General features: G+C 36.6%; 17 protein-coding genes. 8 read left to right on the forward strand and 9 right to left on the reverse strand.

Going from position 1 to position 20,159, the window contains the following annotated elements:
* The first annotated feature begins 17 nt into the window (after positions 1-17).
* Genes GWI68_RS06740 through GWI68_RS06750 form a run of 3 tightly spaced genes read left to right on the forward strand, consistent with a single transcriptional unit; the run spans position 18 to position 3,068 of the window.
* Complete coding sequence (locus tag GWI68_RS06740) at positions 18-845, forward strand: DUF2877 domain-containing protein (RefSeq protein ID WP_109409779.1); 828 nt, start codon at positions 18-20, stop codon at positions 843-845.
* A 47-nt stretch (positions 846-892) separates the two neighbouring features.
* The gene (locus GWI68_RS06745) at positions 893-1,798 is read left to right on the forward strand and encodes a carbamate kinase (protein ID WP_109409780.1); all 906 of its coding nucleotides are present in this window, start codon (positions 893-895) and stop codon (positions 1,796-1,798) included.
* Between the two features lie 25 nt (positions 1,799-1,823).
* Complete coding sequence (locus GWI68_RS06750) at positions 1,824-3,068, forward strand: MFS transporter (protein ID WP_072070144.1); 1,245 nt, start codon at positions 1,824-1,826, stop codon at positions 3,066-3,068.
* Positions 3,069-3,126: 58 nt separating this feature from the next.
* Here GWI68_RS06750 and allS read toward each other — a convergent pair whose 3' ends face one another.
* The 6 genes from allS to GWI68_RS06780 all read right to left on the reverse strand — a co-directional run bounded on the left by allS (position 3,127) and on the right by GWI68_RS06780 (position 9,453).
* On the reverse strand, positions 3,127-4,041 hold the full coding sequence (gene allS, locus GWI68_RS06755) for an HTH-type transcriptional activator AllS (RefSeq protein WP_109409782.1): 915 nt from the start codon (positions 4,039-4,041) through the stop codon (positions 3,127-3,129).
* A 373-nt stretch (positions 4,042-4,414) separates the two neighbouring features.
* Positions 4,415-5,236 carry a CPBP family intramembrane glutamic endopeptidase gene (locus GWI68_RS06760; RefSeq protein WP_166539776.1) on the reverse strand — a complete coding sequence of 274 codons (822 nt, stop codon included), beginning with the start codon at positions 5,234-5,236 and terminating at the stop codon, positions 4,415-4,417.
* Between the two features lie 326 nt (positions 5,237-5,562).
* Complete coding sequence (locus GWI68_RS06765) at positions 5,563-6,498, reverse strand: phosphatidate cytidylyltransferase (RefSeq protein WP_166539777.1); 936 nt, start codon at positions 6,496-6,498, stop codon at positions 5,563-5,565.
* Positions 6,485-7,207 carry a lysophospholipid acyltransferase family protein gene (locus tag GWI68_RS06770; RefSeq protein ID WP_166539778.1) on the reverse strand — a complete coding sequence of 241 codons (723 nt, stop codon included), beginning with the start codon at positions 7,205-7,207 and terminating at the stop codon, positions 6,485-6,487. Before GWI68_RS06770 ends, GWI68_RS06765 begins: the two co-directional genes overlap by 14 nt.
* Positions 7,208-7,210: 3 nt before the next feature.
* Entirely contained in the window at positions 7,211-7,873 is a 663-nt protein-coding gene (locus GWI68_RS06775; RefSeq protein ID WP_166539779.1) for a CDP-alcohol phosphatidyltransferase family protein, read from the reverse strand.
* Between the two features lie 944 nt (positions 7,874-8,817).
* Positions 8,818-9,453: a LuxR C-terminal-related transcriptional regulator gene (locus GWI68_RS06780; protein ID WP_109409787.1), complete on the reverse strand. Its 636-nt coding sequence runs from the start codon at positions 9,451-9,453 to the stop codon at positions 8,818-8,820.
* Positions 9,454-9,920: 467 nt separating this feature from the next.
* On the opposite strand from GWI68_RS06780, the gene GWI68_RS06785 reads away from it, so the two are divergent.
* Positions 9,921-10,916: a LacI family DNA-binding transcriptional regulator gene (locus tag GWI68_RS06785; protein WP_166539780.1), complete on the forward strand. Its 996-nt coding sequence runs from the start codon at positions 9,921-9,923 to the stop codon at positions 10,914-10,916.
* A gap of 46 nt (positions 10,917-10,962) precedes the next feature.
* Here the strand turns inward: GWI68_RS06785 and GWI68_RS06790 are convergent, their stop codons facing one another.
* Positions 10,963-12,429 (reverse strand): glycoside hydrolase family 32 protein, encoded by a 1,467-nt coding sequence (locus GWI68_RS06790; RefSeq protein ID WP_166539781.1) that lies wholly within the window; start codon positions 12,427-12,429, stop codon positions 10,963-10,965.
* 275 nt (positions 12,430-12,704) lie between these two features.
* Here GWI68_RS06790 and GWI68_RS06795 point away from each other — a divergent pair, with 275 nt between their 5' ends.
* The 3 genes from GWI68_RS06795 (at position 12,705) to purT (ending at position 16,105) form a co-directional block, all read left to right on the forward strand.
* On the forward strand, positions 12,705-13,652 hold the full coding sequence (locus tag GWI68_RS06795; RefSeq protein WP_109409790.1) for an aminoimidazole riboside kinase: 948 nt from the start codon (positions 12,705-12,707) through the stop codon (positions 13,650-13,652).
* 234 nt (positions 13,653-13,886) lie between these two features.
* Positions 13,887-14,798 (forward strand): EamA family transporter RarD, encoded by a 912-nt coding sequence (gene rarD, locus GWI68_RS06800; protein ID WP_109409791.1) that lies wholly within the window; start codon positions 13,887-13,889, stop codon positions 14,796-14,798.
* 122 nt (positions 14,799-14,920) lie between these two features.
* Positions 14,921-16,105, forward strand: a complete 1,185-nt coding sequence (purT, locus tag GWI68_RS06805) for a formate-dependent phosphoribosylglycinamide formyltransferase (RefSeq protein WP_166539782.1) — start codon at positions 14,921-14,923, stop codon at positions 16,103-16,105.
* Positions 16,106-16,148: 43 nt separating this feature from the next.
* Here the strand turns inward: purT and modA are convergent, their stop codons facing one another.
* Positions 16,149-16,868: a molybdate ABC transporter substrate-binding protein gene (gene modA / locus GWI68_RS06810; RefSeq protein ID WP_166539783.1), complete on the reverse strand. Its 720-nt coding sequence runs from the start codon at positions 16,866-16,868 to the stop codon at positions 16,149-16,151.
* An 11-nt stretch (positions 16,869-16,879) separates the two neighbouring features.
* Positions 16,880-17,932, reverse strand: a complete 1,053-nt coding sequence (locus GWI68_RS06815; RefSeq protein WP_166539784.1) for an ABC transporter substrate-binding protein — start codon at positions 17,930-17,932, stop codon at positions 16,880-16,882.
* A 218-nt stretch (positions 17,933-18,150) separates the two neighbouring features.
* Here GWI68_RS06815 and htpG point away from each other — a divergent pair, with 218 nt between their 5' ends.
* Entirely contained in the window at positions 18,151-20,028 is a 1,878-nt protein-coding gene (gene htpG, locus GWI68_RS06820; protein WP_208105135.1) for a molecular chaperone HtpG, read from the forward strand.
* Positions 20,029-20,159: the final 131 nt, after the last annotated feature.

Consider the following 20,159-nt stretch of genomic DNA (forward strand, 5'->3'; position numbering starts at 1 on the left):
GCAATAAAGGGGGCATTATGCAAATTCAAGCACTTCAAACCAGCCAGCATATCACTGATTTTGAAGGTGAGATTAAATGTGTGGGCATTTATGACCATGCTTTGAATTTCATTTGCCCTCAACAACGCTTAATCACTTTTCATCGCGAAGGGAGAGGATTAAGCCCGATGGGATGGTTATTGAAACAAGATGATTTCGATTATTTTGCTAAACAGTGCCATCCCTCGGTCATGATGAGTCTAAAAGATCATCAAGCAATACTTGCAAATAAACTCACTCTACTCGCAGGTCAGAGTGAAAATTTACGTTTACAAGATAAAGCGGAACTAGATTTGCGTTGGTTAGAAAGTTTTTTTTCTCTACTCTCACCCTCAATTGCAACAGGGTTATATGGACCATTAAAAAATTATCGCCAAATCGCGCAACTCAGTGAAATTAAGTTATTAATTAAGCTATTTCATAATCAGTTAGTGGGCAATGCTGTTAACTGGGCCATTTTTACAGGGAAAGGCCCAGGATTAACGCCAAGTTCAGATGATATGCTAGTGGGAATGTTATTTGCACATTATTTAGCAGAGCCAGAAAAAAAACTTAATTATTTTTTTAATAACACACCTCCTTTATCTGAATTGACCACCGTTGTCAGTAAGCATTATTTGGAATATGCCACCCAGGGAATATTTTCTACCTATCTCATTCAACTAGGTAAAAAAATAAAGAATAAAGAGATTATTTTTAAGGATATGTTGGAAATACTCTCTATTGGTCATCATTCCGGTGCAGATACATTACTGGGATTATGGATTGGTTACCAAACTAAAAAACAACAACAGCATATTGATTAAATTTCTTTAATAAAAGAATTTATATAAACATTCGGATACGGATAATTATGAAAACAATTGTTATTGCTTTAGGCGGAAATGCATTATTGCAACGCGGAGAAGTTTTGTCTGCTGAGAATCAATATAAAAATATTGAATTAATGTCAGAGACAATTAATAAGTTAGCAAAAGAGTACCGTGTTGTATTAGTACACGGCAATGGGCCTCAAGTTGGATTGCTTGCACTACAAAACCTGGCATATCAAGATGTTCCTGCATATCCGTTGGATATTCTAGTGGCTGAAAGCCAAGGTATGATTGGTTATATGATGATGCAAAAAATTAATCAAAATAACCCAGATCAAGCTATTACAACGGTAATGACGCGAGTTTCTGTTGATATTAATGATGAAGCATTTAACGATCCAAGTAAATTTATTGGCCCTATTTATGATGAAGCTGATAAAGAAGAATTAATTGCGAAGTATCAATGGACATTTAAGCAAGATGGTAAACATTACCGCCGTGTTGTGCCATCACCAACACCGAAAAAGATTATTGATATCGAAGCGGTAAGACTTTTATTAGATAAAGGCCATGTTGTTATTTGTGGTGGCGGTGGCGGTATTCCAGTTAACAACACAAATAATGAATTTATTGGTAGTGAAGCGGTTATTGATAAAGATTTAACAGCGGCTTTAATTTCTCGTGAATTAAATGCAGAACACTTTGTTATTTTAACAGAGGCTGATGCTATTTATAAAAATTGGGGTACACCAGAACAAGCCGCAATTCGTGAAGCAACACCAGAAGAACTTGCACCAATGGCTGTCGCTGATGGTGCAATGGGACCAAAAATTATGGCGGTGAGTGATTTTGTTAATGCAACTGGGCAACAAGCACATATTGGTGCATTACAAAATATTCAACAAGTTATTGAAGGTCAGTCTGGCACTTTAATTTATAAGTCTTAATAAAAATTCTTTCAGGAGCGTCATTATGAACGATGCACAAGTGAATGAGAAAGGCAAAGTCCCTTATTGGGTCAAACTGACCATTATCTTCTTCTTTGGTTGGATTGCACTTTATGGTAGCCGCGCCATTGTCGGCCCATTAATGGTAAATATTGGTGCTGAGTTTGATCTTACTAAAGCTCAACTTGGTTCTATCATGAGTATTTTCTTTATCGGATATACGGCACTCAATATTCCATCAGGCATGATTGGTGACTATTTAGGTAAGAAAAAAGTATTAGTAACTGGGGTTGTGCTCTTTGGTGGATTCACCATTATTGCGGGGATGATGCCAACTTACGTGACCTTTATGTTTGCATGGGTCATGGTGGGGATCTTCCAAGGATTCTATTATGGCCCTCAGTATGGTTTATCTTCAGAAGCGATACCGAAACATCGTATTACGCTAGGTAGTGCGATTATCAATAGTGGTATGGCATTTGGTCTGTCTATTGGTTATTACATCTCAAGTATTTCTGTTGGTGAGATGGGAATGAGCTGGCGTGCGCCGTTCTATATTATTGGTGTCCCTATTATCATCATTGGTTTGGTGATGTTATGGATCATTAAAGATAAACCAAAAGCACAATCTGCGACAGAAGCTGGAGCACCAAAACAGAAAGTTAAACTGACATTTAAAGATTTATTTGGTAATCGCAATATCAACCTTGCGTATGTCACTATCTTCTGTTCAATCTATGGCTTCTTTGTACTAGTTACTTGGTTACCGTACTATTTAGAAACTGAACGTGGAATTACAGGGACACAAATTTCAACTATTGCATCATTAATGCCATGGTTTGCTATTCCTGGTTCACTTATTTTTAGCTGGGTTTCAGATAAAATTGGTCGTCGTAAACCTGTATTACTGATCATGTTACCGTTGTCATTAGTCGCTATTTTGGCTGTACCAATGTCAGAATCAATGCCTGTGTTAATTGGTGCACTGATCCTTTACGGTATTGTAGGTAAAATCAGTACAAACCCAGTATTAGTTGCTGTAGTTGCTGATAACTCACCGCGTCATGCGTTAGGTACATCGTTTGGTGTTTATAACTGTATCGGTATGTTAGGTTCTGTTTTTGCGCCAACACTAACGGGTTTCTTATCAGATAAAACAGGAAGTATGGACTCAGGTTTCTACTTTGCCGCTATTCTGATTTGTATTGGTATTGTGGCAAGCCTCTTTATTAAAGAAAGCAACAATAATAATGAAGAAGCAAAAGCATAGTTATCTATTCAGATAGTTACTGAATTAGCAGCAAAAGGGCAAACTTCGGTTTGCCCTTTTAATTTAAAGGATCGTAAAACGATTGCACGCTGGGATGATTTTGCTTAAATAATTCCACTAAATAACTGACTACCGCACCTTTTTTATCTTCACACCACGCTAAAGAAAGTGGTGAATTATGACGACGATTCCTTACTTCCTTGGCAATTAGTTGCCCACTATCAATAAGAGGTTTGCATAAACTTAATGGTAAAAATCCGATACCGACGCCTTTTAAATGACAGGCTAATTTGGTGTGTAAATCAGGTACGCGAATTTCGTGCTGACCAGATAAGCGCCATGCTGTGCGTTTAGAAAGATGGCGAGATGTATCTTCGACGTTAACCGCAGAATACATGCGCATTTGGTCATCACTTAATACGCCACTGATATTGGCTAAAGGATGATTAGGTGCAACAACAAATTGCCATTGAATTTCACCCATCGCACAAATGTTAATATTATTCTTAAGGGATTCATTCCCCGTAACGCCAATAGCAAAATGATAATCTTCGTTAATAAGTGCATCCCAAACACCCATATAAACTTGGCGAGTAATATGAAATTGCGTTGAAGGAAAACGTTGATGAAGGCAAGCCAGCATACTGGCAACCGCAGTGCGATCATAAAGAAGATTATTTATGACAATATTCACTTGATGTTCGACACCTGCATTCATTTGCTGAAGTTCCACCGGCATTGATTCTAACCATACAATCCATTGACGGCATTTTTCTAATAAATATTCACCAGCAGGGGTTAACGTTACGGTTCTGGTTGTACGATTAAAAAGTTGAGTGCCGATATTTTCTTCTAATGTTTTAATTCGATAACTAATGGCTGCGGATGTTTTATGAAGCATATCAGCTGCTTTGGTAAAACTTTGGCAATCGGCGACCTGTATAAAAGTACGGATCATTTCTTGGTCTAACATATCTTTTGTCCTGGTAATAAGAGAGGCAAAATTTCAGCAGATAATGCTGAACTAAAAAAAGCAAACAAAGCAAAGCTTACCTATTTTTTCTAAGGTCTATACTGCAAAGTAAGACAACTTCTTATCGTGTTAATGGATGTTATTATTATTGGCTTGATACTGTGTACCGTATGAAGTTTTGATTATTTATAGATAAGCGATAAAGCATACTAACAAAAATTTCATCGGATGATGGGCGCAAATAAGAATATCTATATTCCATTTGTGTGATTGCTTTCACGTTTCACTCATCCTTTTACCGATGAAGTTAAGATATCAGTAAAAGGTGGTGAAAGTCAGGATAAAAAATCTTCAATAAGAGGTAAAAAAGAGATCAGGCTATTTTAAATGGGTAAGTAAAAAAGAGTAGATGAGTTAAATTAAGCGCAAAATGAAACGCGGTCGAAACCCAAAGCCGACCACTCCACATCCAAGCCAAACCATAAATAATCCCTGCCAACGAAGCGAAAACAACTAACAATATTCCTCCTGCAATATGCGCAAGGCCAAAAATTATGGCCGCAATTAATAGTGCAACATAAGGAGGAAGATAACGTGATAAGGTTTGTTGAATAACACCTCTAAATAAAGCTTCTTCAGCAAGAGAGACAAAAAAGATATTTGCCAAAATAAATGCAGGTAACCAATGTGGTAAATGAAGCTCAATGGCTAATCCCCCTAATTTTACGGCAATAAGTAACAATGCAGGAATAGCGATAATCAACATTATCCATTGTAATTTATTCGCTTTTTTTAATGGAGGACAGACAAAAAGGGTGGGAATGAAAATGAGAAAAATAAAGGGTATCAATGCTTTATCCGCATTGAAATAAAACGTAAAAGGGACGCTTTTTACTCCTATAGAGGTGTGTGAAAGGTAACGTAAATTGTTAAAGCCAGGAATAAGATGAAAGGCTAAGCCACTAGCAATGATAATAAGAGCAAGAATGATAATTGCCCGAAGCAGTGGTTGTGTTTTATAACGGGAATAAGCAAACGTTAATAACAGAATACTAAAGATAATCGGCAAGGCTTGCCATGTAATAATGCCTGTTATAAATGCGCTAAGTGCGGTGACTGCAAGTGTAATAAGTGCAAGTATGCGATTAAAACCTAAAAATAATAAAGAAGCAGCGAGAAGTAGCCAAGTGATCATAATTATAGATATTCAGAATGAAAAGGGGCGTTAGGGTAAAAGATAGCTACCATTTAGGCTATCATAATGAATAAAAAATACAGAAATCAGACCTCTTGATTAAGAATGTTATTAATTAATAATTTGATTTTATTATAAAAATAATGAAATTTACTTTTAGTCTAAAATCAAAACAATTGTTTAATTATTATGTTGATAATCAATATCTGATATTAAATTAGTATGAGTAATCGGATAAAAGTGAATATATAAAAATGCCGATAATGTGGATATCGGCATGTTTGTTTGTCTTGAATTCGCTTATTTTTGACTAAATAGTGTAAAAATTAAACGTAAAAATAGCGAATAACATGAAAGAAAATAGGGGCCGCAAAACAGAGTGAATCCATTCTATCCATCATGCCACCATGGCCTTCTATCATTGTGCCAAAGTCTTTTACACCACTGTCTCTTTTTATCGCTGACATACATAGACCACCGGCAAACCCCGCCAATGTAATGACTAAAGAGAGTAAAAAGGCTGCCCACCATGAGAAGGGCGTTGCCCACCACAACATCATACCAATCAGGCTGGCAGAAATAATGCCACCAAAAAATCCTTCGACTGTTTTATTTGGGCTTAATTTAGGCACGATAGGATGTTTGCCAAATAATTTACCAAAGACATATTGGAGTACGTCAGAAACTTGTACCACAATCATTAAAAAGAGCAGTAAGTTGATATTACGGCCTTCAAAACCTTCAATAGGTAACATTAATAGTGCAGGCGCATAACTTAGACAATAAATGGCTATCATCACACTCCATTGTACTTTTGCCATACGCTCTAAGAAATGACGGGTATCACCTGAAAGTGCCATGCGTGTTGGGATTAATAAAAAGGCGTAAACAGGAATGAATACTGCCATTAAATTATACCACTGCACACCAACGAGAATGTATTGGATAGGCAAGATCACGAAGAAACACCAAAACAAGGCTTCATGATCGCCTCGATGTGTTGGGGTTAATGTAATGAGTTCACGAAGAGCAAGCCATGAAATAATAGTAAACAGTACCACTGAGCCAATTGCACCAATACCGATTGCAACACCCGCAATAATGCACATTACCCACCAAGCATTGATCCTTGAGTTAAGGTTAGTAATTGTTGATGTAGGGCCTTTAATTGCTGCAAGAATAGCGCCAATAATGCTGGCAACAATTAAGAAAGAGAAGAGTCCGATAAATATCCAGAGGACTTCATTATTAATACGTTCCATTGTGTAACTCCTCTAACGCACTTTTGGCTCTTATCAGAAACTCTTGTTTACTTTCATTTTCATGAGTAGGCACTATGGGAGCGCCAAAAATTGCACTACAAATAACGGGAACAACTAAGCGAGAGCCTTTAGGGAGTACCCGATTTAAGTTTTCAAGATAAATAGGGACTAATTGAACATTCGGATTTTTACGAGAAAGATGCCAAAGCCCCGCTTTAAAATCTTGAATAGATTCGCCATTGCCTCTAGTGCCCTCTGGGAAAATGATTAGAGATTCACCTTGGTCTAAAATATCTTGCATGATAGCTAGTGCATTTACTTTATTCGATGTTGATGATGCAGTTTCGTCCGTTGATTGTTCAAGTATTTTTTCGCATAGGTGACTTTCTTCAGTAATATTCATTTTAGCAGCATGGCGAGGGATAAGGATTGCCCTAAAAATACGGCGAGATAAATAACGACGTAGGCGATTTTTATTCCAGTAATCCTCAGCGGCAACGGGATGTACATAAGGACGAATATCAGGCGCAAGGCAAGACCAAATTACCAAACCATCTAAATGGCTAGAGTGGTTAGCGTAATAAATACAAGGTGTATCTTTCGCTATCGGAGACGTTTGTTTGGCCCGAATTCCCGTTAGAAAACGACAGATAGAGACTAATACGGATGACACCACTTTTGCGTCTAAAGCAAGTTTTCCATTTTTCATTAATCAGACACCTTGTGCTAAATCCCGTAAAATTCGACGGGTTCTGAAAATTGTGGTTAGCGTTGAACCTAAAATAATAATCCATAATGCGATAAAAAAGAGCCATACTCCCCAAAGGTTAGGAATAAAAGCAGCAATTACAGCAATTGAAGTGAGTAAAGCCATTCGGTGTTGTTTAGCCATAGGGCCTGTAAAGTGTTGTTCTAATCCACAACTCCCACCTAACACACGAACATAAGCAGTCATTACTGCAAAAAAAGCACCTACCCAACCTAAAGTAATAGCCATTGAAAAGTCGTTGGATAAACCATAACCGATACCTAAAATGATCAGTGTATCTGCAATTCTGTCTGGTAATTCATTATAAACCGCTCCAACAGGGCTTTTCATTCCGCCTTCAATCGCAACCATGCCATCTAATAAGTTACAAATAAGGCGACCTTGGATCATTAAAGCACCAAGGATCAATAAGAACGAGCGTAATAAGCCATGAGAATAAGAAAGGGCAAAAAAGAGTGATAGGGCAGCAAGCAATGCAAATACAATGCTAAACACCGAAATACCGTTGGGCGTAGCCCCTTTTTGCTGTAAATAGCGACTTGACTTTGTTGCCCAGTTTGTTTGTCTTGCTTTTATAGGACGGCGATTTTTATCTTGATTATTCATTTTTCTTTGTAAAAAAGCGAGTTAGGAGGGGATAGCATAAGGCTATTTGGTCAAGGTGAGAATAAGAATAAACGTATAAGTTTATCTTATATTTCAAAAGTGAATATTTATCCCATCTTATGATGCTCAAATCAAGACTATAAATAAGTATCAATAAATATTTACTTTTCTAGGGGTTAATACTTATTTGATGGTAGTGCATTATACTTACTTGCTATATTCATTTAATGATTATCTTTATTAGAGTGTTATTGAGTAGAAATGATAAATAATGTATTACATTAATTAAACTATAAAAAGAATAAATTTCTTAAGTAAAAGGGAGTATAAAGGATAATACTTATTATTCTTTCTTATTTTACGACTAAATTTACGACAATTTAAATACGTTAATTAGAATATTCTTATTAATAAAATTTCGTTTAAATCGAAAGTTAAATCGCAAAAACAATCTCTAAATGAACATAAGAAAAAGAGACCAGGATCCATTTTGTATTATTTTTTAATCATTAATAATTTCTATCGTAAAATAAGAATAAAAGAAAATGGAAATTTAAAATAAGAATGTTCATATTTATAAAAAGTAAAAAATGATTTATATCAAATGAAATGCTTCATGTATTCTTATATTGCATGGTTAATAAAAAATAGTCATTATAGTGATTGATAATAGCGATTATGAAAATAAAATATACGAATGTTTTAAATCGAAATTAAACGAACCATAATGAAAGGGTGGCATCAAAATAAGTTGCCGCCCCTTCTATCGTAGAATGGAGTCTAACGTATTAATTATTCCCATATTAGGTGCAAATCATCCCAAATAGAATATTTTAGAAGTATAGGTTTCTCTCATTAATAATAGATAATGAAAATTAAACAGGTCATATCGTTATATCTTTAGATAATACAACCTATTGATAAATAAAAATCACTTGAGGAAATTAGTTTATTCTTAAGTCATATTTCTTAAAGAAATCATATTCTTGTACTAATTGTGGTAGTGATCTTATTTTCAATTTTGTATACATATTTGAGCGATGTACTTCAACTGTACGAGGTGATAGCGAAAGTTTTTCTGCCGCTTCTTTGCTCGTATTTCCCTCAAGGATCATTTCCATAACTTCTTTTTCTCTATTTGATAACTTACCAAACTTATCTTTTAAAGATATATATGTTCGGAATTGCTCAACTTCACTTTCATAATGAAGGAATGATTCTGAGACAATATTAAGAAGTTCATTTACATTTAAAGGGCGAGTTAAATATTCAAAAGCACCTGATTTAAATGCACTACGACAACTCTCAATAGAACTATCCCCAGAAATAATAATAACCGGGATGATGTTTTTCAATTTGTTGAGTTCTTTAATCAGTGCAATTGATGGTGCCGCACTGCTTTTTGTATTAATGATGATGCACTCTTTATGTGCTCCTTTTGTTGAAGAAAAATAGTATTTCAAGAAAGCCTGTTCGTTTGAATAGGTTTTCACATTAGCAGCTAAAGAAGAAAGAACAGCTTTAAGTTGAACTTTTGTACTGTCATCTTCAAATGTGATTAAGTGGATTATTGATTCCATATGTTGCTCCTGGTTTTACTCAGCTCGTTCACTAAAAGTGAATGAGTAACGAAATTTGACTAATTTATAAATTTTTTATGTAGGGTAACATTCACGTAACGGAGCCATATTCAGAATATATCAAATTAAAAATGATTAATACTTCTGTATTATATTATAGATAAAATATCAGAACTTTGTTTTGTTTCAATATTTGTATTTTAAAGATAAGAATAATTTATTTCTATAATGGATGTTCGAATAACTATTATTAATTGTAACTAAGTTTTTTACCGTAAGTGATTTTAACTATATTAAACACACTCAATAAGTAAAAAAAATAATATATCTAGGTGTCTATTAGCGAGGAAATTAATAGTTATATTTAGTTACAATAAAATTCCCTTTGTGGCTTTTTGACTTTACTTCTTGTAAAATAGCACTTTATTTATACCTATTCCTTTTAATAAACCAATCGAGCCAATACTATGGCGTCACTGAAAGATGTAGCTCGACTTGCATCCGTTTCTTTGATGACAGTCTCAAGAGCGATTAATAACCCTGAGTTATTAAAACCAGAAACACTGAAACAAGTCCAAAGTGCTATTGATCAACTTAACTATGTTCCAGATTATTCTGCACGAAAAATCCGTGGACAAGGAACAAAAGTTTCCTCAATTGGCGTTTTAGCAATTGATACCGCAACGACACCATTTTCTGTTGAAATGATTTTATCTATTGAACAAACAGCAAGAGAATTTGGATGGAGTTCATTTGTGGTCAATTTGACTGCACAAGATTGTTATGAAAATGCTATTTGGCAGCTTTTAGCCCAGCGCCCAGATGGGATCATCTACACGACAATGGGATTACGTGAAATTTCTGTGCATGAAAAATTGCATGATAAGAATCTAGTGTTAGCGAACTGTTTGGATAAGGCACGCTCTTTTCCAACTTATATTCCAGATGATTATCATGGGCAATATTATGCAATGAAAAAAGTCATTGAAAAGGGATATCGTCATCCTTTGTGCTTCTATATACCTGAAGAATCGGTTGCGGGGCCTATTCGCCGTAAAGCGGTTGAAGATGCTTGGCAAGAAGCTGGACTACCATTAGCGCATTTACGCCAATATACGATGATGTTTGGTGATGAGCATTATCGTGATGTGATTGAAATATTGAAAAAGCATTGCACTCATCAAAAAGCAGATTTTGATATTCTGATTTGTGGTAATGACCGTATTGCTTTTTTGGCTTATCAAGTCTTGTTGTCTATGGGATTGCGTATTCCAGATCAGGTTGCTGTTTTAGGATATGACAATATGATTGGTATAGGAGATCTGTTTTATCCTCCATTAACAACGGTTCAACTACCTCATTATGAATTAGGTAAAGAAGCAACATTACATATTATTCAAGAACGAAATCATCAAAATACAGTACACGTACCTTGCCAATTAGTTGAACGTGAGTCGTTATAAGGACTCACGTTTTATCATCATTCAAATAGAATGAATGTTTTTAAAATTAGCCGATATGATTTAATCGCCAATATTCACCTGATAACAATATTGCTTCACCACTCATTGCAAAAAGGCGTAAAGAGCGTGCGTCTTGTGGCGCATAATATCGACTACTTAATGTATATTCACCTTGATTAACAAAGACTTCTATTGATGAACGATCAATGAATATGCGCAAGTTTAATTGACAGCCTTCAGGTAATGGAATACTGCGAGCACCACTGATATTGTATTGAGGATAATGACGATTAAGCACTAAACGATTTGATTGATTATCTACAAAAAGCTCAAGCCCTTCACCTAGCCATAAGCCAAATTTTTCGGCTTGGCTGTCTAAAGACCATGTTAAATCGAGTTCGATAGCTGATGTGTTATCAATTAACTCTATAGATTGATGGCTTAATGTAAGAGGTTTAATGGTGTTTTTTTCTTGGCGTAATGATTCAACTTCTTTGACTGGCACCATACGTAAACGGTTTTTGCTCTTATCAAAGGTAATTTCGCGAGGTAATGTGAAGCAACCAGACCAAAACTCCGCTTTTGATGGCATGGGTGAATTCCACATATCCATCCAGCCCATAGAAACACGACGACCATCAGGAGTCATAAATGATTGGGGGGCATAATAATCATGGCCATTATCTAACTCAACAAAGTGACCTTGTGGTTTAAAAGGTTGGCTTGGTGACCATTGACCGATTAATGCGCCAGCTTGAAAGAGGTTCCGGTATTGATAACCTTCTGCGCGTTTTCCTTGGGGCGAAAAGACAATCGCGAATTGATTGTCTTGGCTGATCGGGAAGAAGTCAGGGCACTCCCACATATAGACGTTTTTATCGTCAGTTTTTCCCAAAATAGTGTAATCGTTGCTCCACTGTTTTCCTTCTTCAAATAAGGTTTCACTAGAAAAAAGTAAAACTTGCCCTTGATCTTTTTCATCTCTGGCACCGACAACCATCCACCATTTCCCGTCTTGATACCACACTTTAGGATCACGAAAATGCATATAACCTTTAGGAGGTTCTAAAACGATCCCTTTTTTCTCAAAATGAATACCGTCTTCACTGATAGCCACACATTGTGCTTCATAAATTTGGCTATCATCACCTTCTTCGCCTAACCAATTATGACCAGTATAAAAAAGGTAGAGTTTACCGTCATGACTAATAGCTGAACCTGAAAAACAACCACTTTTATCGTAATCACCACCAGGAGCTAACGCAATCGGCTGATGTTGCCAGTGGATCATATCGGTGCTTGTGGCATGTCCCCAATGCATTGGACCCCAATCTTGAGAATAAGGATGGTGCTGATAAAAAGCATGATATAAACCATCATGATAAATAAGACCATTAGGATCATTTAACCACCCCGCAGGTGCAGCTAAATGAAATTGGGGATAAAAAGTATTACCTCGCTTTTCAATCAAGGTATTTAAGGCATTTGTTGATTGTTCTAAACGGTGTTTCATATCATTATCCTTATTATATTTTCAGTGTCGTTAGCCCACGTTTTTAGGTTATAAAAGAATAAAAAAACAGATTAAACTATACGTTTCCCTTCTTTGTTAACGATAACATTAGAGGGCAAAAAAACACTTTTCATAAGATTGACTTTATCATAATATCTCATTATGTTAACGTTATCAGAGTGGATTTACGAGCAATATCTTCCTTTAATCGTTATGAATAGTTATAAAAACAGAATATAGTGAAGAAAAATAATTGCTTATCTTCAGGAGAGATTATGAAAGTCTGGTCTTTAGGTGATGCTGTTGTTGACCTGATCCCATTGCAAAATATGCAATATGAAGCATGTGCTGGTGGCGCGCCTGTCAATGTTGCTGCGGGTGTTGCTAAACTTGGTCAACAAAGTGGTTTTATTGGGCGTGTGGGTGAAGATGCGTTCGGCCATTTTATGCAAAAAACATTGTTTGATCTGGGGGTTGATACTCGAGCAATGGAATTTGATGAGTTTCACCGTACCAGTACAGTTCTTGTCTCTTTACAAGAAAATGGTGAACGTGATTTTACTTTCTTAGTCGCTGAATCTGCAGATCAATTTTTAACAGAAAAATCTTTACCAGCGTTCGAAAAAGATATTTTGCATTTTTGCTCTTTAGCATTAGTGAATCCCATTTGTCGCTCAACTTTGGATACAGCGATTAAGAGTATTAAAGAGACGGATTCATTGCTGAGTTTTGATATTAACTTACGCCCTCAAATGTGGCGTGATCACGAAGAAATGCGCGAAGTTATCGATAATTATGCGCATAAAGCCGACATATTAAAATTATCAGAAGATGAACTTACGTGGATGACACAAGAAGTGACATTGAATAATGCCCTTAAAAAATTAGAAGGTTATCCCGCGCGTTTAAAAGTGATCACTCAAGGCTCTAAAGGATGTTTAGTGTTAACACCAAATACTCAAGTTGCATTTAGTGCTTTTACCGTTGAGTGTATTGATACTACGGGAGCAGGGGATGCCTTTATGTCTGGTTTGTTGGCGGCACTTGCAGAATATGGTTTTGCTGAAGATGAACAATACTTATCAAGAATAGTGACGCAAGCGGCTGCTTGTGGTGCTTTGGCCACAACTCAAAAAGGGGCGATAGCAGCGGCACCAAGTCGTAAAAAATTACATGATTTTGTTCAACAACAACCTCCTTTGCATGTTCGGGAGATTTTCTGATAGCTCACTGATTTTTTCTGGTTGTGGTTTTTACCACGCTTTTCTCTTAATGGTATTTCCTTACCCTCCATTAATACTGGTTTTTCTCGAAGCCATTATTAGTGGAGATTTTTTTATCTTTTCGATTAGACGCTTCTATTTTTTATCAATCAATCAGCGATGTTGATCATATTGTTCTGTTTGTTTTAAGCGTATGATATTAAAACATATCAACTTTTATTGATGGAACATTAAATGTGGGCTCAATCGGGCGCAGTATTAGCCATTTTTTCTTATATTCTTTGGGGTATCACTCCTCTGTTTTATCGGCTTTTACCGGGTGCCCAACCATTAGAAATGTTAGCCCAGCGTCTAATTTGGTCTATTCCTTTATTATTGCTAGTGCGGCTTTTTATCAAGAATAGAACTCAATGGTGTGCGGTTTTCCAAGATAAACGTTCTGTTTTTATGTGTTTATTTAGCTCAATGGCAATGGCGGTTTCTTGGTGTACTTTTACCTATGCATTAACGCATCAACAAGTATTAGAAGCGAGCTTAGGGTATTTTATTAATCCACTTTTCTCGATTTTATTAGGTGTCATTTTTCTGAAAGAAAAGCTTAATCCTGCAGAAAAGTGGGCGGTTACTTTAATTTGTGCGGGGGTGGGATACCAGCTGTGGATGTACGGGGAATTACCAGTGCTGGCTATTATGATGGGAGGCGCATTTGCTGTATATGGATTAATTCGTAAATTTATTCGTTTTGATGTCATAACCTCTTTATTTATGGAAACTCTTTGGCTAATGCCATTAGCAATAGGCGCGACCATTTGGTTGTTTATGACAGATAAAAGCGCGTTACCTTCTGCAGATAATCTGACTCGTTTTTATTATGTTTTAACTGCACCTGTTACCATCTTGCCATTATTGTTTTTTACGGCAGCCGTGAAACGAACTACGCTAACAGTTATTGGACTAGCGCAATATATAGAACCTACTATTCAATTTTTACTGGCTGTTTTCTTATTTCATGAAGCTTTTGATGAAGTTAAAGGTGTCAGCTTTTCTCTAATTTGGCTGGGGCTTTTATGCTGTATCTTGGCACTTATTCGAAAACGTCTTAATTATCTAAAAATCCAAAAAGGAAAACGCAGCCAAATTTTGTAATGGTTTTCTTTCTTTGAGTGATTATTTTTGCCTGCCTATTTTTCTATCAAGTAAAATCCGTTATGCTACTCAAAGGCAATCGTTTGCGTCATTGTATTTTTTATAAATAGTGAGGATGAAGAATGACTGTGTTGGGTACGGCTCTTACAGCTAATGCAACAAAGGTAATGCTATTAGGTGCAGGTGAATTAGGCAAAGAAGTCGCGATAGAATGCCAACGCTTGGGAATTGAAGTGATTGCCGTTGATCGCTATCTCAATGCACCCGCGATGCATATTGCACATCGCCATCATGTGGTGAATATGCTTGATAGCAATGCATTAAAGCTCATTATTGAACAAGAGCAACCTGATTTTATTGTTCCTGAAATTGAGGCGATAGCAACCTCGTTATTGGTTGAATTAGAACAAAAAGGGCAAAAAGTTGTTCCTTGTGCCCGCGCTGTAAAGCTCACAATGGATAGAGAGGGTATCCGTCGTTTAGCTTCAGAAACATTACTTTTACCAACATCAAATTATCAATTTGTTGATGATGAAGTGAATTTTAAAAAAGCCGCTTTAGACATCGGTTTTCCTTGTATTGTCAAACCTGTTATGAGCTCGTCGGGGAAAGGGCAAAGTGTTATCCGTAGTGAAAATGATTTAGTACATGCTTGGGCCTATTCTCAAGAGGGCGGACGAGCAGGAAAAGGGCGTGTTATCGTTGAAAAAATGATCCCGTTTGATTTTGAAATTACTTTACTGACTATTCATGCTGTTGATGGTATCCATTTTTGTGCTCCCATTGGTCATCGGCAAGAAAAAGGAGATTACCGTGAGTCATGGCAACCTCAAAAAATGAGTGATATAGCCCTTGCTAAAGCAGAACATATTGCAAGTAAAGTGGTAGAAAATTTAGGTGGGTACGGCTTATTTGGCGTAGAGTTGTTTGTTCAAGGTGATGAGGTATTCTTTAATGAAGTCTCACCTCGCCCTCATGATACGGGATTGGTGACACTAATTTCTCAAGACTTATCAGAGTTTGCGCTTCATGTTCGTGCTTTTTTAGGCTATCCCATTGGTGGAATTCGCCAATTAGGCCCTTGTGCATCAGCGGTTATTTTACCAGAGCTTTATAGTACGAATATTGTGTATTCTGGTATTGAAAAAGCGTTGAAGGCGAACCGTCAAATTCGCCTTTTCGCCAAGCCTGAAATCGCAGGCTCTCGCCGTTTAGGTGTTGTACTTGCCCATGCTGATACAATAAAACACGCGCTTGATGAAGCCAAAGAAGGCGCTCAAGCCATTGTTGTGGGTGATGCTAAATAATTTTATATCATTAGTTATCCATTTTACTGCTAAGTGAACACTATCAGCTTAGCGGTAAAAATCCGGCTTTAATAAAATAGTCTTTTGCATAAGGGGATAAAATTTCCTGATATAAACTATAAGCTTGTGAATGGATGAGTGTTGCACAATAGTGTGCTGTGACATTAAAAGGTTTTGGAATAGTGAATGTTTTTAGTTCAGGAAATTCACTTAATTGTGTTTGATAGTGCTGGTAACCAATAAAGGCATCGGCTTGATGAGTTGTAATTAAGTAATGGGCTGCCATTCTACCTTTAGGAATAGTAAGTGAATGTTCACCGCCAACTAAAGAGAGCGCTCTTATTTTTAATGTCTGGCTTAAATCAGGATCAATTTGTGCAATATTATCAAAAAGCTGCCAACTATAATCACCTGATGGATCAGATTTTGGTGTGGATATCGCTAATTTTAATGCGGTATTTGATAATACAGTAAGCCAAGTATCCAGCTCATTAATATCATTACGACGAGTTGTAATGCAAAGTTGATTTGCAATAAAAGGGGCATATTGTAGTGCTAAACCTTTATCGATTAATTGCTGTGGATTATTTTTATCAGCAGAAAGAAATAAATGACAAACTTCTCCTTGTTCAATTCGTTGGCGTAATAATCCTGCAGGCCCAAATGTAAGTGCCCACTTTTCACCAGTTTTTTGCTGATAATGCTCAATAAAAGCAGGTAGCGTTGCTTTTAAGCTACCTGCTGCAAAAAGGGAAAATGTCATTGTGTTATATCCTACTCTTTCCCTTGATATTGAGTACGATAGAATTTTTGATACCAATCATTAGCCGCTTTTTGCATATCAATATCGCTAAATTTTTCAGGATATAGTTTTTTTGCCATCCACAACTCACCAATTGCCATGGCTTCTGGCATTGGGTATCCCCATGCTTTTGCATATTCAGGCATTAAATAAATGCGATTATTTTTAACAGCATTAATGACTTGCCAACGTGTATCTTGTTTTATTTCATCCACAACTTGTGGGTATCTGTCTTGAACAAAGATAACTTCAGGATCCCATGCAATAACTTGTTCAAGAGAAACTTGTTTATATCCTTTGACGGTTGATGCCGCAACATTGAATGCGCCAGCGTGCTCCATCATCAAGCCTGTATACTTACCTGAACCATAAGTAGTTAAGTCTGGGTTTGCCATGTAAGCCCGCACTCGTTGCTCTTTAGGAATATCTTGTAAGCGCTGACTTACTTGCTCACGTTGTTTAAAAGTATCATTTACTAAGGTTTTTGCATTTTCTGATTTATTGACGATATCCCCAATCAACAAAATGCCTTCTTTTAGCCCTTCGTTATAGGCTTGTTCTTCGTTTTGTAATGTTGGATTGAGTGTTGATTTATCTTCATTAGCTTCTTTGCGTAATGAAATCGCCACAACAGGAATACCAAGAGCAGAGATCTTATCGATCATCTCTTTTGGGGCGTAATTGGTTACAAAAACAACTTGAGGTTGTAGCTTTACTAAGCTTTCAGCATCAAAACTGGTGAGATCGCCCACTTTTGGGGTGTTTTCCAGTGAGGGCGCTAATTGTGCATAGCCATCACCTAATTGTTGTTTCCAGTTAGACATTACACCAACAACTTTATCTGTAGCATCAAGTTGAACTAGTAAATTCAGTGTTTGATGTTGTAAAACCACCGTTCTTTCTATTTTATCTGGAATGGTCACGGTGCGACCAATTTGGTCTACGATTTGTCTGTCTGCGTAAGAGAAGGAAGAAAGGGAGAGTATGCCAATACCTAATAAACAGTGCTGTAATAAAGCTTTCATAGTCATAAACCTAAGTTAATATCGCTATATAATAAAATATACAGCTAAAAATATACAGCAAGTATTATTTTTGCTCAAACTTTAATCATATAAGGTAGTTAATTAATTTTATAAGCTTAATTTTTTACTCAACCCTTGAAACTTGCTTATCTATCCCCACTTTTTACTCATATTGATTTTTTTTCGCCAAATTAGGATTAATTGAGGTAAAAATGAGTATGAAAGGTCAGGAAACAAGAGGATTTCAGTCAGAAGTTAAACAACTTCTTCAATTAATGATCCATTCTCTTTACTCCAATAAAGAAATTTTCCTTCGCGAATTGATTTCGAACGCATCAGATGCGGCTGATAAATTGCGTTTCCGTGCATTATCAGATGCAGCACTTTATGAAAATAACGGTGAATTGCATGTGCGCATTTCCACTGATAAAGAGAACCGAACTCTGACTATCAGTGATAATGGTATTGGTATGACTCGTGATGAAGTCATTGATAATCTAGGTACTATCGCAAAATCAGGTACCAAATCATTCTTAGAATCTATCGGACAAGATCAAGCTAAAGATAGCCAGTTAATTGGTCAGTTTGGTGTGGGATTCTATTCAGCTTTTATCGTTGCAGATAAAGTGACTGTGCGCACTCGTGCTGCGGGTGAAACAGCCGATAAAGGCGTTTTCTGGGAGTCTGAAGGTGAAGGTGATTATACCGTTGCTGATATTGAAAAAGCGGATCGCGGTACTGAAATAACGCTTCATTTGCGTGAAGGCGAAGATGAGTATTTAGATGATTGGCGTCTACGTAGCATTATTAGTAAATATTCTGACCATATTTCTTTGCCTGTTGAAATTGAAACGAAAAATGAAGAAGACGGCACAGTAACGTGGGAAAAAATTAATAAGGCGCAAGCGCTGTGGACTCGTAATAAAGCTGAAGTAAGTGATGATGAGTATAAAGAGTTTTATAAGCATATCTCTCATGACTTTGCTGATCCATTAAGCTGGGTACACAACCGCGTTGAAGGTAAACAAGAATACACAAGTTTATTATATGTGCCTTCAAAAGCGCCTTGGGATTTATGGAATCGTGAACAGCGCCATGGTTTAAAACTGTATGTACAGCGTGTTTTTATTATGGATGAAGCTGAGCAGTTTATGCCTAATTACCTACGTTTTATTCGTGGGTTAGTTGATTCTAATGATTTACCACTAAACGTTTCGCGTGAAATTCTACAAGACAGCTCTGTTACACGTAACTTACGTAGTGCATTAACTAAACGTGCATTACAAATGTTACAAAAACTGGCTGAGAATAAGCCTGAAGAGTATCAAGCATTCTGGAAAGAGTTTGGTTTAGTCTTAAAAGAAGGCCCAGCAGAAGACTCATCTAACATTGAAACTATTGCTAAGTTACTGCGTTTTGCATCAACACATAACGACAGTGATGCTCAAACGGTTTCATTGGAAGATTATGTTAGCCGCATGGTGGAAGGTCAGGAAAAAATCTATTACATCACCGCTGATAGCTACGCTGCTGCGAAAAATAGCCCTCATTTAGAGCTGTTCCGCAAAAAAGGTATCGAAGTATTACTGTTATCAGATCGTATTGATGAATGGATGATGAATTATCTGACAGAGTTTGATGGCAAGTCATTCCAATCTGTCAGTAAAGCAGATGAATCTCTTGATAAACTGGCTGATGAAGAAAAACAAGCTGAACAAGAAGAAACAGATAAACAATTAGCACCTTTCGTTGAGCGCATTAAAACTTTGTTGGGCGACAGAGTTAAAGAGGTGAAATTAACACACCGCTTGACAGATACCCCTGCGATTGTGACAACCAGTGCGGATGAAATGACCACACAAATGGCGAAATTGTTTGCAGCAGCAGGACAAGAAGTGCCAGAAGTAAAATATAACTTTGAGCTAAATCCAAATCATCCATTAGTGAAACAAACAGCCGAGTTAACGGATGACGCTTTATTTGCTGATTGGGTTAATTTATTACTCGATCAGGCATTATTTGCTGAAAGAGGCTCTTTGGAAGATCCAAACCAGTTTATTCGCTTAGTGAATCAACTTTTAGTTCAAAAAGCGTAACTGTTTTCGTTTTCAAACATTTAAACCACGTTTCTCTGAAAAGAGAGCGTGGTTTTTTCTTTTTCGACAAAAATAAAATGCAATCGCTACCGTGATTTCTTGAGCGATGACCTCACAAAATGGTATGGTAA

Origin of the sequence: Proteus sp. G2669 (genome assembly GCF_009915245.1) — a bacterium.
In the GTDB taxonomy this organism is placed as follows: Bacteria; Pseudomonadota; Gammaproteobacteria; order Enterobacterales; family Enterobacteriaceae; genus Proteus.